Raw genomic sequence first — 14,805 nt, 5'->3', positions numbered from 1 at the left:
GCGTGCCGTTGGCGTGGGATCAATGCACTGGCAGGCTCACGTCTGCGAACAGGGCGTCCACGTCCTCCTGATTTCGGGCCGACACGGCCTGTTCCAGCCTTGGCTGGTCCAGGTGTGGCGCGATCAGCGACATGAAGTATCCCATATAACTGCGCAGATACATGCCCCGCCGGAAGCCTACCCGGGTGATGTGCTCGCTGAACAGGCCGTTCGCCGGCAGATACACCAGGTCCGTGTCCGTATCCTCCTCGAAGGCCATGTGGGCGATGATGCCTGCCCCCAGCCCCAGCCGCACATAGGTCTTGATCACGTCCGAGTCTGCTGCGCTCAGCACGACCTCCGGGGTGAGCCCCTGTTTCTGAAAGTCCTGCTCCAGCTGGCCGCGGCCGGTAAAGCCATGCACATAGGTGACGATAGGATGTTCGGCCACTGCCTTCAGGGTGAGCGACTCCATCTTCGTCAGGGGATGTCCTGGCGTTACCACCACGCCATGAAGCCACCGGTATGCCGGCACCATGATCAGTTCCCGGTGCAGGGCGATGGCCTCGGTGGCGATGGCGAAATCCACCTGGCCCGAGGCGGCCATCTGGGCAATCTGTTCCGGGTTGCCCTGATGAATCAGCAGATGCACCTGGGGGTAGCGCTCGCGAAAGCGCTTGATCAGCGGTGGCAGGAAGTAACGGGCCTGGGTGTGGGTGGTGGCAATACTCAGGGTGCCCCGCGCCTCGTCACCGAACTCCTCGGCGATGGCGCGAATATTCTCCACCTCCCGGAGGATGTTCTCCGCCCTGGCAAGGATCTTCTGTCCCGCTGGTGTGACGTGGCTGAAATGCTTGCCGCTACGATGGAAGATCTCCAGACCCAGTTCCTCTTCCAGCAACTTGATCTGCTTGCTCACCCCAGGCTGGGAGGTGAACAGCCTTTCGGCCGCCTCGGTGACGTTGAGGTTATTCTCGACGATGGCCTGCAGGTAGCGGAATTGCTGGAGTTTCATGGGCGAGGGCTCTTGGGTGCCGATGGCGTCGGATCCGTCACTCCGGCATCGGCTTATCCTGGGGGAGGGGTTTATGCCCTGGGGTGATTGATGAAGAATTTAATATTCTTTCAAAGGAGTCTATCGGACTGCTAGGTTTGGGTCATCATTATTGATAAAACGCAAGAGGTGACCCGTCATGAGCCACGCAGATACAGTATCCGGGCAGGAATACAGCACCATCCAACGCGAGGCGGCCCTGCGTCGGCGGATGGTGAGTCTGGAGCGGGAGCTCAAAAAGGTGGAGGCAGAACTGGACGGCGTACGCCAGTCCCGTTCCCGGCAGGGGGCGGGGACCGGCGCGGCGTTCCCCTCGCAGCCGCGCTTTGATCATCCGCTGCCGGTGGCCGCAGGGTGAATTACTTCACCCGCATCCCCGGCTCGGCCCCCTCATCCGGTGACAGGATGAACAGATCCTTGCCCCCCGGACCAGCCGCCAGCACCATCCCCTCCGAGACACCAAACTTCATCTTGCGCGGCGCCAGGTTGGCCACCATGACTGTCAGTCGGCCTTCCAGGTCCGCCGGGTCGTAGGCCGACTTGATGCCCGCAAACACCTGCCGCGTCTCGCCTCCCAGGTCCAGGGTGAGACGCAGCAGCTTGTCCGCCCCCTTTACATGCTCCGCCTGAGCGATGCGGGCAATGCGCAGATCCACCTTGGCGAAATCATCAAAGCTGATCTCGTCACGGATCGGGTCCTTCGCCAGTGGGCCAGCCGGTTTTGAGGCCGTGGGCTCCAGGCTCTCCTTGGAGGCCTCCAGCAGGGCCTTGACGGCCTCTGGGTCCACCCGGGTCATCAGCGGCTCGTAGGGCTTGATACGCGTGCCGGTCAGGGGCTTGGTCACCGCATCCCAGGTCAGCGGTTCCACATCCAGGAAGGCCTCGGCCCGTTCGGCCATGGCCGGCAGTACCGGCTTGAGGTAGGTCATCAGCACGCGGAACAGGTTGATCCCCTGGGTGCAAATGCCCTGCACCTGGGGCAGGGTGTCCTCCTGCTTGGCCAGCACCCAGGGCTTTTGCTCATCCACATACTGGTTGGCAGTGTCTGCCAGGGACATGATCACCCGCATGGCCTGACCGAACTCGCGGCGCTCATACAGGCCGGCGATTTCGTCACCGGCGCGACGGAAGCGGTCATACAGGTCCGGATCGGGCAGTTCCTCCGCCAGACGTCCCTCGAAACGCTTGTGAATGAACCCGGCGCAGCGGGAGGCGATGTTCACCACCTTGCCCACCAGGTCGCTGTTCACCCGGGCGATGAAGTCGTCCAGGGACAGGTCGATGTCGTCCACCCCGGGGCCCAGCTTGGCGGCAAAGTAGTAGCGCAGGTATTCCGGCTGCAGGTGCTCCAGGTATGTGCTGGCCTTGATGAAGGTGCCCCGGGACTTGGACATCTTCTGGCCGTTCACGGTGAGAAAGCCGTGGCAGTGCACCGCCGTGGGGGCACGGAAACCGGCACCATGCAGCATGGCCGGCCAGAACAGGGTATGGAAGTAGGCGATGTCCTTGCCGATGAAGTGGTGCAATTCCGTGTTGCTGTCCGGGTTCCACCAGGCGTTGAAGTCCAGACCGTGCTGGTCGCAGTAGTTCTGGAAGCTGGCCATGTAGCCGATGGGGGCGTCCAGCCACACATAGAAGAATTTGCCCGGTGCATCGGGGATCTCGAAGCCCCAGTAGGGGGCATCCCGGGAAATGTCCCAGTCATTCAGGCCGGCTTCGAACCACTCCCGCAGCTTGTTGCGGATCTCCCCCTGCAGGCTACCGGAGCCGGTCCAGTCCCGCAGCATGCGATGAAAGTCGGCCAGCTGGAAGAAATAGTGTTCGGACTCCCTCTCCACCGGGGTGGCGCCGGAGATGGCAGACACCGGGTTCTTCAGGTCCGTAGGGGTGTAGGTGGCCCCGCAGGCCTCGCAGGAGTCGCCATACTGATCGGCGGCGCCGCAGCGTGGGCATTCCCCCTTGATGAAGCGGTCGGGCAGGAACATGCCTGCCTCCGGGTCGTAGGCCTGGCGGATGGTGCGCTGGGCAATGTGCCCCTTTTCCTTCAGGCGGCCATAGATGAGTTCGGCGAAGTGCCGGTTCTCGGGGGAATGGGTGCTGTGGTAGTTGTCAAAATTCACCAGAAAGCCGGCGAAGTCCCGGCGGTGCTCCTGGCCGATGCGTTCGATGAGTTCATCCGGGGTGATGTTCTCGCTGCGGGCCTTGAGCATGATGGGCGTGCCGTGGGCGTCGTCGGCGCACACGTACAGGCAGCGATGGCCGCGGGTCTTCTGGAACCGCACCCAGATATCGGTCTGGATGTATTCCACCAGATGCCCCAGGTGGATGGGGCCGTTGGCATAGGGCAGGGCGCTGGTGACGAGGATGTTGCGGATGTTGGATGTCATGATCGGGACGCTGCGGGGAAAACCGTTGAAGTTAACAGTTTCCCGGCGGACGGACCAGCGAGTGAGCCTCATTCCAGGGATGGCGCCCGCCGCTCCCCCCTCATCCCCGGCCCTTCTCCCCCGAGGGAGAAGGGAGTTGTTGCCCCTATCCCGCTGGCGGGAGAGGGGTTGGGGTGAGGGCCGTGGGGGCACAGGGGTTGGGGCCGGGCCGCCATCGTGTAGAATCCCGGGAATTGCAAGATTGCGGAGTGAAGAACATGGCGGAAGTGTCGCGGCTCAAGATCGAAACGGCTCTGAAGGAGATCCAGGACCCGTACCTGGACAAGGATCTGATGTCCGCCAACGCGGTGAAGGACATCCAGGTGGAGGGCAGCGCGGTGACCGTGCAGCTGAGCCTGGGTTACCCGGCGGCGGGCTGGCATGGCGAGCTCACGCGTCTGGTGGAGGACAAGCTCAAGGCCATCGATGGCGTTGATCAGGTGGTGGTGAACATCGCCACCCGTATCGTCGCTCATGCGGTGCAGCGCACCCTCAAACCCCTGGAAGGCATCAAGAACATCATCGCCGTGGCCTCCGGCAAGGGTGGCGTGGGCAAGTCCACCACCGCCGTCAACCTGGCCCTGGCCCTGAAGGCCGAAGGCGCCACCGTGGGCATCCTGGACGCCGACATCTACGGCCCCAGTCAGCCGCGCATGCTGGGCATTTCCGGCAAGCCGGAGACCAAGGATGGCAAGACCATGCAACCCATGGAAAATCATGGTCTGCAGGCCATGTCCATCGGCTTCCTCATCGAAGAGGACACGCCCATGATCTGGCGCGGCCCCATGGTCACCCAGGCCCTGGAACAGTTGCTGCGCGACACCAACTGGGCGGAGCTGGATTATCTGATCATCGACCTGCCCCCGGGCACCGGTGACACCCAGCTCACCCTGGCCCAGAAGATCCCGGTGAGCGGCGCCATCATCGTCACCACCCCGCAGGACATCGCCCTGCTGGATGCCCGCAAGGGCCTGAAGATGTTCGAGAAGGTGGATGTGCCGGTGCTGGGCGTGGTGGAGAACATGAGCATCCACATCTGCTCCAACTGCGGTCACGAGGAGTACATCTTCGGGCAGGGCGGTGGCGAGCGCATGGCCGAGGAGTACGGCGCCGAGTTCCTGGGTGCCCTGCCGCTGGACATGCACATCCGCGAGCAGGTGGACGGCGGCAATCCCACCGTGGTGGCCGACCCCGAGGGTCGCGTGGCCGAGATCTACCGGGAGATCGCCCGCCGCTCCGCTGCACGCCTGGCCACCCAGGCCAAGGACTTCAGTTCCAAGTTTCCCAACATCGTCATCCAGAACAGCTGACCCATGCCCATCAAATCCGACCACTGGATCCGCCGCATGGCGGAAGAACACGGCATGATCGAGCCCTTCGAGCCAGGCCAGGTGCGCTATGCCGGGAATGAACGCATCATCTCCTACGGCACCTCCAGCTACGGCTACGACGTACGCTGCGCGGATGAATTCAAGGTGTTCACCAACATCAACTCCACCATCGTCGATCCCAAGCACTTCGACGAGCGCAGCTTCGTGGACGTGAAGTCGGATGTCTGCATCATCCCACCCAATTCCTTTGCGCTGGCGCATACCCTTGAATACTTTCGTATTCCACGCTCAATCCTGACCATTTGCCTCGGAAAAAGCACGTACGCAAGATGCGGATTAATTGTAAATGTAACGCCCTTGGAACCGGAGTGGGAGGGGCATGTGACGTTGGAGTTTTCCAATACCACGCCGCTGCCGGCGCGGATTTATGCCAACGAAGGCGTGGCGCAGATGCTGTTTCTGGAGTCGGATGAGATTTGTGATGTGTCCTACAAGGATCGGGGCGGGAAGTATCAGGGGCAGCGGGGGGTGACGTTGCCCAGGACCTGATTGTGCTCGCGGGAGAGGGGTTGGGGTGAGGACAGGCGGGCACGGGGCATGACAGCGCCCCCATACTTGAGGTTTAATGTAGGCTTTCCCGGCACACCTGCGCCGCGGTCGGCGGGGCGGGTTTTCAGCCGCCCGGACCGCATGCCACAGAGGTTCTAAACGACATGCAACAAACGGCCAACCACCATGACGCCGAGCGCGTGGTGGGCTACACGTTACACGGGCGCCGTTACCTGAATGTGACCCACCGCTGCACCCTGCGCTGCGCCTTCTGCCCCAAGTACAACCGGACCTGGGACGTGCAGGGCTATGACCTGCGCCTGCAGGCGGACCCCACCGTGGCCGAGATGATCGAGGCCGTGGGCGATCCGGCCCAGTGGGAGGCGGTGGTCTTCTGCGGCCTGGGCGAGCCCACCCTGCGCCTGGACGACATCCTCGAGGTGGCCCGCAACATCAAGGCGCGAGGCGCCCGTTGCGTGCGCATCAACACCGACGGACTGGCCAGCCTGGTGCATGGTCGGGACGTGACCCCGGAGATGGCCGGCTGCATCGATGCCCTGTCCATCTCCTTGAATGCCCAGGATGAACTCACCTACGAGCGCCACTGCCGCCCCAAACTCCCCGGTGCCCATGCCGCCCTGCTGGACTTTGCCCGCAAGGCCCGGGCCCACGTGCCCGAGGTGACCCTTACCGCCGTCGAAGGTCTGGCCGGCGTGGACATCGCCGCCTGCGAGGCCATCGCCCGGGATCTTGGCGTGGGGTTCCGGCGCCGTGTGCTGGACCAGGTGGGTTGACCCGTGGGACTGAGTGACCGCGTCAACACCCTGGGCCGCGACCTCAAGGCCTGTTTCGGCCAGCGGGTGCACAAGCTCACCGTGAGTGCCGGGTTCGTCTGTCCCAACATGGACGGCACCCGGGGTCGCGGTGGCTGCGCCTTCTGCAACAACGACAGCTTTGCCCCCCAGGGCCAAGACGGCGGTGAGGTGGCCCGCCAGCTGCGCGAAGGGCGCGAGGTCATCGTCCGGCGCAATGGCGCCAGCCTGTATCTGGCCTATTTCCAGGCCTACACCAACACCTATGCCGAGGTGGACCGCCTCAAGCATCTCTATGACGCCGCCCTGGAACAACCCGGCGTGGTGGGCCTGGCCATTGGCACCCGTCCCGACTGCGTGCCCGACAAGGTGCTGGACCTGCTATGCGCCTACCAGGATCAGGGCTATCTGATCTGGCTGGAACTGGGCCTGCAGTCTGCCTTTGATGAAACTCTCAACCGCGTCAATCGCGGTCATGGCTTTGGCGAATACAAGGACGCCGTAAACCGCGCCCGCAGCCGGGGCCTGCTGGTGTGTACCCACCTGATCCACGGCCTGCCCGGCGAGACCCCCTGGCACCAGCGGGAAACCCTCAGCCGGGTGCTCAACGAAGGCACCGACGGCCTCAAGCTGCACCCCCTGCATGTGGTGCGTGGTACCCAGCTGGCCCGCCTGTGGCGCAACGGGGACTACCGCCCCTGGACCTTGAACGAATACGTGAACACCGCCGCCGACCTCATCGAGATGACCCCGCCGGAGGTGGTGTTCCACCGCCTCACGGCCACCGCCCGCGAACCCCTGCTGCTGGCCCCCGAGTGGTGCGCCAGCAAATGGAACGCGATCAACGGCATCGAACAGGAACTCACGCGCCGGGGCACCCGCCAGGGTGCGCGCCATCCCTACCCAGACAGTCACCTTCCCGGAACCCAGGAGAGTTGTTGATGAACCCACAACGTATGGAGCTGGTCTGCCCTGCCGGCGGCCTGCCCGCGCTGCGCACGGCGGTGGACCACGGCGCCGACGCCGTCTACCTGAGCCTGCGCGGCGAGACCAATGCCCGTAACTTTCCGGGCCTGAACTTCGATCGCAAGGCCCTGGCCAAGGGCATCGCCTATGCGCACGGCAAGGGCACCAAGGTGTACATGGCCCTGAACACCTATCCGCAACCGGATATCTGGAAGGCCGCCACCGAGGCAGTGGACGCCGCTGCCGCCGAGGGTGTGGACGCCGTCATCCTGGCGGATCTGGGCCTGATGCGTCACGCCGCCGACAACCATCCCGATCTCACCCTGCACCTGTCCGTGCAGGGCTCGGCCACCACCGCCGAGGCCCTCAACTTCTACCACGACCGCTATGGCGTGCGTCGCGCCGTGCTGCCCCGGGTGCTGTCCCTGTCCCAGGTGGCCCAGGTGATCGAGCGCACCAAGGTGGATATCGAGGTGTTCGGTTTTGGCAGCCTGTGCGTGATGGTGGAAGGGCGCTGCATGCTGTCCTCTTATGCCACCGGCGACTCTCCCAACACCAAGGGGGCCTGTTCCCCGGCCCACTCGGTACGCTGGATCGAGACCGAGCGCGGCCGCGAGGCCCGTCTCAACGGCGTGCTCATCGACACCTTCCGGGAAGGCGAGAGCGCCGGTTACCCGGTGATCTGCAAGGGCCGCTATCACGTGGGCGATGGCCAGGACACCGTGTACGCCATCGAGGAACCCACCAGCCTGAGCACCCTGGACATCCTGCCCGATCTGATGAAAGCGGGGGTGAAGGCCATCAAGCTGGAAGGCCGCCAGCGCAGCCCTGCCTACGTGGGCAAGGCCACGCAGGTGATGCGTCAGGCCCTGGATGCAGTGCATGCCAACCCCGACAATTACAAGCCGAAGCCGGAATGGGCCGAGCAGCTCGCCGGCATGTCCGAAGGACGCACCCAGACCCTGGGTGCCTTGCATAGAGCCTGGCAATGAAACTTTCTCTGGGACCGATTCCATACTACTGGCCCCGCGAACGGGTCATGGACTTCTACAAGGCCATCGAAACCGCCCCGGTGGATATCGTCTACCTGGGCGAGACGGTGTGCTCCAAGCGCCGCGAGCTGCGTGCCGCTGACTGGCTGGAACTGGCTGATCGCCTGAGCGAGTCTGGCAAGACGGTGGTCATGTCCACCCTGGCCCTCATGGAGGCGGAATCCGAGCGCCTGGCCCTGGAACGCCTGGTGAACAACGGCCGCTACATGATCGAGGCCAACGATGCTACCGGCCTGGGCCTGTCCATGGGCAAGCCCTTCGTGGCCGGCCCTCACATCAACACCTATAACGCCGGCACCCTCAAGGAACTGGCCGACGTGGGTGCCGTGCGCTGGGTGATGCCCGTGGAACTGTCCAGGGACATCCTGGCGGCCATGCACGCGGCCCGGCCCGAGGGGCTGGAGACCGAGGTGTGGGGCTTCGGGCGTTTGCCTCTGGCCTTCTCCGCCCGCTGTTTCACCGCCCGGGCCCGCAACCTGCCCAAGGATAGCTGCGAGCTGGCCTGCATCGATTACCCTGGCGGTCTGTCCATGTCCACCCAGGACGGCAAGGGCTTCCTCACCATCAACGGCATCGAATTGCAATCTGCCGACCCATGCAACCTCATCGAAGCCGTGCCGGAGTTGCTGGACATGGGCGTGGAAGTGCTGCGCATCTCCCCCGAACCCGAGGGCACCGAGCAGGTGATCCAGGCCTTCCGCGACTGCGTTGAGGGCACCCGCTCGTCCGCCCAAGCCATGGAACAGATCAGGGACCTGTATCCGCGGTTCTCCAACGGTTACTGGAAGGGCGAGGCCGGCATGAACTGGCAGGAGAGCTTATCGGCATGAGCACCCGGCCCTGCCGGGTGTGGAGCGAGCCGGCCGCGCCGGGTTCCGTGCAGGCCGCACGGGACCGCCTCCATCTGGAGGGCTGCGTGGCTGCGGATGAGGCGCGGTTGCGGTTTCATCGCTACCAGCCCACCGCCAGCCTTGGCCGCTTCGAGGCCGCGTGCCACGCGGTGCGCGAGCAGTACTGTGCCGAGGTCGGCATCCCCGTGGTGCGTCGCCTCACCGGCGGCGGGGCCCTGTACCTGGCCCCGGCACAATGCTGCCTGAGCCTGACCCTGCCCCGGCACTGGCTGGGAGAGGGTGATACTCTCACCGCGCTCATGGCCCGTCTCAACCGGGCCCTGGCCCGCGCCCTGCAAAGCCTGGGCGTGCCCGCGCGCACGGCGTTTCCCAACGACCTGGAAGTGGACGGCCGCAAGCTGGGGTCCGGTTTTCTGGCCATGGATGCCGAGTCGGTGCTCTACCAGGCGGTCCTGCTGGAAGACCTGGATACCGAAGTGCTGCTCAAGGTACTGCGCGCCCCCCGGGAAAAGCTTAGTGCCCAGGGCATCCTCAGTGCCCGGCAGCGCTTCATCACCCTGCGGGACTTCCCGGGCGACGCCCCGGAGATGGAAGCGGCCAAGGCGGCGGTATCCCAGGCACTGATGAAGGAACTGGCCCTGGAGCCAGTGGCCGCGCCGCCGGACCGCTGGATGGCGCTGGATCAGGGCAGGCCGCCTCCTGCAGTGAATCCGGCCCTTCAGGAAGACTGGTCCGATCAGCGCCAGGATCGCTGGGAGGCCTTCTTGCCCACCGCCGGCGGCGTGCTGCACCTGCGCGTCACACCGGATGCAGAGGGTCGTGTGATCGAGCAGGCCGTGTTTGCCGGCGCCGTGCATGTTTCGCCGGCCGACCTGTTCGACTCCCTGGCGGATGCCATTACCGGTGCGCCCATGGATGCCGCCGAGGTGCGCCTGATCCGGCGCCTTCGAACCGACGCGGGGCAGACGCCGGGTTTTGGGCCCGATGAGTTGTCGCTGTTGCTGCGCCTGGCCCTGGGACGCCGCTCCGAGCAGGCCCTGGGGTTGTCCAACTGGCAGGCCAATCGTTTGATGGTGCATCGGGTGAGTGGCAACGAGACCGCAAGGCAGATCCTGGATCGGGCCACGGTGATGCTGGTGCCCTATTGCGCCAAGCCGGGCTGGTGCCGGTGGCGTCACGAGGATGGCTGTCCGGAATGCGGTGCCTGCGAGGTGGGCGAGGCCTACCGCCTGGCCCGGGAGCGTGGGCTGGAAGTGGTGACCATCACCCGTTTCGAGCATCTGTGTGAGGTGCTGGAGCAAATGCAGGCCCGGGGTGAGCCCGCGTACGTGGGCATGTGCTGCAGCCACTTTTACCTCAAGCGCATCCACGCCTTTCGCAATGCGGGCATACCGGCGGTGCTCATGGATATCAGCGGTTCCAACTGTTACGAACTGGGGCAGGAGGACGAGGCCTATGCAGGGCGTTTCACGGCCGAGGCCCAACTGGATGGCGAGCTGCTGGAGAAGGTGATGGTGTGGGTGCCGAAGATGCCTGGCAAGCCCTGAGGCTCAGTCGTTTTCGCGACGCACGGTGACTTCCAGTTCGCCATCCATGCCCTCCTGGATATGGAATTCAATGGGGCTGCAGCAAGTGGGGCAGTCCTCCACATAGCTGTCGCCCAGCTCCAGGATGTCCACGCGCGTTTCAAATGTCTCGCCGCAGTGGGGGCATTGGGTGGTGATGAATTCGAGCGGATGGGTCATGGTTGATCCTCCAAAAACATCCCCACCAGATCGTTGAGATACCGCCGCCCCAACTCTGTGGCCACCAGCCGATCAGCATGGTTCGCCAGCAACCCCCTCTCCACCGCCTGGCCACGGGCCGGCTCCAGCACCTCCGGTGTGAGCCCGGTGTGGGCGGTGAACATCTCCACTGTAACCCCCTCCCTCAAGCGTAGCCCATTGAGCATGAATTCAAAGGCCGCGTCCGCCACCGTGAGGGCGCGCTCCCCGGCGACAGCAGATCCCGCTCGGGCCTCGTCCATGAACGCCTGAGGCTGACGCTGCTTCCAGCGGCGCAGGATGCGCCCCTCGCCAGGCAGGGTAAGCTTGCCATGGGCGCCGGCGCCGATGCCCAGATAATCCCCAAAGTGCCAGTAGTTCAGGTTGTGGATGCATTGCCGCCCGGGCAGGGCATGGGCCGATACTTCGTAATGGGCGTAACCTGCCACCCGGAGTCGCTCATCCCCCGCTTGCTGCATGTCCCACTGGGTGTCTTCATCGGGCAGCATGGGTGGGTGGCTGGCAAAACGCGTATTGGGCTCCAGGGTCAGTTCATACCAACTTAGGTGTTCAGGCCCGAGCGCCAGGGCCGTGTCCAGATCCTTCAGGGCCTGATCCAGGGTCTGGTTCGGCAGCCCGAACATCAGGTCCAGATTCAGGTTGTCAAAGCCCGCTGCACGAGCCGCCGCCACGGCGCCATGGGCCTCATCCCCGGTGTGAATCCGCTCCAGCCGTTGAAGCAGCCCATCATCGAAGCTTTGCACCCCAATGGAGAGCCGGTTCACCCCGGCCTCGCGATAGCCCCGGAAGCGGTCCTGTTCCACCGTGCCGGGATTGGCCTCCATGGAGATTTCGATCCCCGGCCGGCAGGTGAGCCGGGCGCGGATGGCGCTCAGCAGACGGTCAATGGCCTCCGGGCTGAACAAGCTGGGGGTGCCGCCCCCCAGGAATATGCTCTCCAGCCGCCGCCCCCATACCAGCGGCAGGTCCGCCTCCAGGTCGGCGATCAAGGCATCCACATAGTCAGACTCGGGGACGGAGTCCGCCGCATGGGAGTTGAAGTCGCAGTAGGGGCATTTGCGCACACACCAGGGCAGGTGGATGTACAAGGACAACGGTGGCGCGGGCAGCGAGGCGAACATCAGTGGATGCACTCGGGCCAGCGCCCTACACGGTCTCCAGCCGTGCCAGGAAGACCCGTAGTGCCTCACCCCGATGGCTGCGGCGGTTCTTTTCGTCGCCGCTCATCTGCGCCGCCGTCATGCCCAGTTCGGCATCCAGGAAGATGGGGTCGTAGCCATGTCCGCCATCACCGGCGGGCCCCGGCGCGATCATGCCCTCCCAGCTGCCCTCGGCGATGATGGGGGAGGGGTCCTCGGCGTGGCGCAAAAAGGCGATCACGCAGCGAAAGCGGGCAATGCGTCCCGATGCGGGGATCTCCCGCACGGCCTTGAGCAGCTTGATGTTGTTCTCCTCGGCCGAGGCATTGGGGCCGGCATAGCGGGCGGAATAGATACCCGGCGCACCGTCCAGGGCGTCCACCTCGATGCCCGAGTCATCGGCCATGGCGGGCAGGCCGGTGTGGGCGGCGGCGTTGCGGGCCTTGAGAATGGCATTCTCCACAAAGCTCAGGCCCGTCTCCTCGGCCTCGGGCACCTGAAAGTCCGACTGGGGCACCACCTCGTGGCCGCTTTGGGCCAGCAGTTGCGCGAATTCCCGAACCTTGCCCTGATTGCCGGTGGCCAGCACGATCTTCATTTTCAGTCTCCCGTGATCAAGGCGGACCACGCTTACAGCGCCAGCGCCGCCTGCTGTGCGGTGATGATCTCGCCGATACCCTTCTGGGCCAATTCCAGCATGGCCTGCAACTCCTCCGGGCGGAAGGCGTGGCCCTCTGCCGTGCCCTGCACCTCGATGAAACCACCGGCCTCGTTCATCACCACATTCATGTCGGTCTCGGCTTCGGAGTCCTCTGGGTAATCCAGGTCCAGCACCGGCGTGCCCTTGTAAATGCCTGCGGACACCGCCGCCACGCTGCCAAACAGCGGATCGCGCTTGATCTGGCCCTTGGCCTTGAGGGCAGCAATGGCGTCCGCCAGGGCCACGTAACCGCCACTGATGGAGGCGGTGCGGGTGCCACCATCGGCCTGGATCACGTCGCAGTCCACGGTGATCTGACGCTCACCCAGGGCCTCCAGGTTCACGGCCGCCCGCAGGCTGCGACCGATCAGACGCTGGATCTCCACCGTGCGCCCCCCCTGCTTGCCCCGGGCCGCCTCGCGGGGTACCCGATCATGGGTGGCCCGGGGCAGCATGCCGTATTCCGCCGTCACCCAGCCGCGCCCCTTGCCCTTGAGGAACGGGGGCACCCGATCGCTCACCGAGGCGGTGCAGATCACCCGGGTATTGCCATACTCCACCAGCACCGAGCCTTCGGCATGGGAGGTGAACCCCCGGGTGAAACGGATGGGTCGCAACTGATCCGGGGCGCGGCCGCTGGGTCGCATAGGGTGCTCCTTCTGGAAAATGGGGGGAGAGTATAACGCTCTTGATGTTGGGGCGCCGCCTGGGCGTTTCCCCAACGGGTGGCGCCGATTGCGGAAAATTTGAACTAGTACGCTGTTTGTCGGCTGGATGAGCGCTTTAATCGGGAGACACACTGTCGATACAGGGATAGGAGGTCCTCATGCGCTACAGACCCGCCAAGGAGCAGGGAGCGGTCCTGATTGTTTCATTGGTGATGCTGTCACTGGCCACGCTGATCGGCGTGAGTGGGATGACGTCGGCCCACCTTCAGGAGCGCATTGCCGGTAATCAGAAGCAGGGCACCGATGCGTTCATGGCGGCCGAGACGGGGGTGGCCGAGGTGCTCGCCAATTCTCGCCTCATCTACAAGAATCTGAACCGACTGGATCCCGACGTGTTGCTTGAAGATCTCGGCGGTATGGGCCCGCATGATGTCACTGGCGAGCATCCGGCCCAGTGGTGGCTTGCTCAGGCTCCCGAAGCCAGCGGCAGTGCGATGACCGTGCAGGTCGTGGGCGGCGTGGGCAACACCGCCGCCCGGCGCACCCTTGAGATCACCCTGGAGACCGGCCTCGGCGGGCCTCATCCTGAGGGGGCCTATCATTGCTTTGGGGCTGCGTGTGCCGTGGACGACGATGATGTCGTTGTCCAGAGCGACAACTTTGACTTGCTCTTCGATGGCCGGATCTGGCCGTTGCCCAGCAGTGATGATGGCTATGTCTGCACATCGGGTTCATGTCCGAGCGATCCTCCCGAGAACCTGCCAGAGGCGTTGGCCGAGGCGCTTCCCGTCACAGGGCTTTACCTGGTGCTGGGAGACGCAAACGCCCCTGCGGAGGGCCCGCGCTCTGTGGAGACGACGTCGGAACGGATTCATGGCGAACCTGCTCCCGTCATGGTCAGCGAGGGGGTGAGCACGGGGGGTGGGAACCCCTCCGGCACGCGCGCCAGTGACTGGAAGAGTTACGTGGACCAGCTCCTGACGCACCCGGAGCGAAAGCATGTGCAGCTTGACGCTGATGGGGGGCCCTTGATCAACGACCGTTCCCCTACTGAGTATGGTAGTGTGGTGGACTCTGTGTACGTTCAGGACTTCATGGGTAACCGGGAGTCCCCGGGTATTTACCATGTGGAAGGGGAGGGCAGCATCGGTGTGAGCGGGGATGTGCATGGGGCGGGCATCCTGGTGATCTCCGATCAGCTCACACTCCACCCAGGCGACGACATGTCAATTACCTTCGAGGGGCTGGTGATCCTTCTCGAAGGGGCGGAAATGAACGCGGATGCGGCGAAAGTGAATATCTTCGGGTCCGTGATTTCTCTAGCGGGCGACGATGGCGAGTTATTCGACCACCTCTCCGGCAACATTAACATCCGCTACAGCCCCGAAGCCCTGGACAATCTGCGTGAACACGGCCTGTGGGACGCCGCTTTCGAGCATCCACAGATCACCGCCTGGCGGGAGTTGATGTAAATAGAATGGAACCTGGTGGGAG

At 64.4% G+C, this 14,805-nt stretch carries 15 protein-coding genes; 9 read left to right on the top strand and 6 right to left on the bottom strand.

What is annotated here, in order from left to right; translation table 11 throughout:
* Positions 1–19: 19 nt before the first annotated feature.
* Complete coding sequence (gene cysB, locus LPW30_RS04265) at positions 20–994, bottom strand: HTH-type transcriptional regulator CysB (protein ID WP_025282450.1); 975 nt, start codon at positions 992–994, stop codon at positions 20–22.
* A gap of 178 nt (positions 995–1,172) precedes the next feature.
* Between cysB and LPW30_RS04260 the strand changes: the two genes are divergently transcribed.
* Positions 1,173–1,391, top strand: a complete 219-nt coding sequence (locus LPW30_RS04260; RefSeq protein WP_239680174.1) for a hypothetical protein — start codon at positions 1,173–1,175, stop codon at positions 1,389–1,391.
* A 1-nt stretch (position 1,392) separates the two neighbouring features.
* Here LPW30_RS04260 and metG read toward each other — a convergent pair whose 3' ends face one another.
* Positions 1,393–3,420 carry a methionine--tRNA ligase gene (metG, locus tag LPW30_RS04255; RefSeq protein ID WP_239680173.1) on the bottom strand — a complete coding sequence of 676 codons (2,028 nt, stop codon included), beginning with the start codon at positions 3,418–3,420 and terminating at the stop codon, positions 1,393–1,395.
* 257 nt (positions 3,421–3,677) lie between these two features.
* Here metG and apbC point away from each other — a divergent pair, with 257 nt between their 5' ends.
* From apbC to LPW30_RS04220, 7 genes are all read left to right on the top strand, one after another.
* The gene (gene apbC, locus LPW30_RS04250; RefSeq protein WP_239680172.1) at positions 3,678–4,769 is read left to right on the top strand and encodes an iron-sulfur cluster carrier protein ApbC; all 1,092 of its coding nucleotides are present in this window, start codon (positions 3,678–3,680) and stop codon (positions 4,767–4,769) included.
* 3 nt (positions 4,770–4,772) lie between these two features.
* A complete protein-coding gene (gene dcd, locus LPW30_RS04245; protein WP_025282446.1) occupies positions 4,773–5,339 on the top strand; it encodes a dCTP deaminase in 567 nt (188 codons plus the stop codon).
* Positions 5,340–5,503: 164 nt separating this feature from the next.
* Positions 5,504–6,133, top strand: a complete 630-nt coding sequence (locus LPW30_RS04240; RefSeq protein WP_239680171.1) for a TatD family nuclease-associated radical SAM protein — start codon at positions 5,504–5,506, stop codon at positions 6,131–6,133.
* Between the two features lie 3 nt (positions 6,134–6,136).
* Entirely contained in the window at positions 6,137–7,093 is a 957-nt protein-coding gene (mnmL, locus tag LPW30_RS04235) for a tRNA modification radical SAM protein MnmL/YtqA (protein WP_239680170.1), read from the top strand.
* Between the two features lie 14 nt (positions 7,094–7,107).
* Positions 7,108–8,109, top strand: coding sequence for a ubiquinone anaerobic biosynthesis protein UbiU (gene ubiU, locus LPW30_RS04230; RefSeq protein WP_419398015.1), 1,002 nt, complete (start codon positions 7,108–7,110; stop codon positions 8,107–8,109).
* A complete protein-coding gene (ubiV, locus tag LPW30_RS04225) occupies positions 8,106–8,999 on the top strand; it encodes a ubiquinone anaerobic biosynthesis protein UbiV (protein ID WP_025282442.1) in 894 nt (297 codons plus the stop codon). Before ubiU ends, ubiV begins: the two co-directional genes overlap by 4 nt.
* Positions 8,996–10,567: a lipoyl protein ligase domain-containing protein gene (locus LPW30_RS04220; RefSeq protein WP_239680169.1), complete on the top strand. Its 1,572-nt coding sequence runs from the start codon at positions 8,996–8,998 to the stop codon at positions 10,565–10,567. The genes ubiV and LPW30_RS04220 overlap by 4 nt, the downstream gene beginning before the upstream one ends.
* A 3-nt stretch (positions 10,568–10,570) precedes the next feature.
* On the opposite strand, the gene LPW30_RS04215 is transcribed toward LPW30_RS04220, so the two are convergent.
* From LPW30_RS04215 to rph, 4 genes are read right to left on the bottom strand one after another with little or no spacing between them, the layout of a single operon-like run.
* Positions 10,571–10,765: a CPXCG motif-containing cysteine-rich protein gene (locus tag LPW30_RS04215; RefSeq protein WP_239680168.1), complete on the bottom strand. Its 195-nt coding sequence runs from the start codon at positions 10,763–10,765 to the stop codon at positions 10,571–10,573.
* Entirely contained in the window at positions 10,762–11,925 is a 1,164-nt protein-coding gene (gene hemW, locus LPW30_RS04210) for a radical SAM family heme chaperone HemW (protein WP_239680167.1), read from the bottom strand. The genes LPW30_RS04215 and hemW overlap by 4 nt, the downstream gene beginning before the upstream one ends.
* A 25-nt stretch (positions 11,926–11,950) precedes the next feature.
* On the bottom strand, positions 11,951–12,541 hold the full coding sequence (rdgB, locus tag LPW30_RS04205) for an RdgB/HAM1 family non-canonical purine NTP pyrophosphatase (protein ID WP_239680166.1): 591 nt from the start codon (positions 12,539–12,541) through the stop codon (positions 11,951–11,953).
* Between the two features lie 32 nt (positions 12,542–12,573).
* On the bottom strand, positions 12,574–13,290 hold the full coding sequence (gene rph, locus LPW30_RS04200; protein ID WP_239680165.1) for a ribonuclease PH: 717 nt from the start codon (positions 13,288–13,290) through the stop codon (positions 12,574–12,576).
* A 179-nt stretch (positions 13,291–13,469) separates the two neighbouring features.
* Here rph and LPW30_RS04195 point away from each other — a divergent pair, with 179 nt between their 5' ends.
* On the top strand, positions 13,470–14,783 hold the full coding sequence (locus LPW30_RS04195; RefSeq protein WP_239680164.1) for a pilus assembly PilX family protein: 1,314 nt from the start codon (positions 13,470–13,472) through the stop codon (positions 14,781–14,783).
* Positions 14,784–14,805: the final 22 nt, after the last annotated feature.

Source organism: Ectothiorhodospira variabilis (genome assembly GCF_022227625.1).
Taxonomy (GTDB): Bacteria; Pseudomonadota; Gammaproteobacteria; order Ectothiorhodospirales; family Ectothiorhodospiraceae; genus Ectothiorhodospira; species Ectothiorhodospira haloalkaliphila.
Note: the sequence above shows the minus strand (reverse complement) of the source record. Positions and strands in the feature narration are given on the sequence as shown.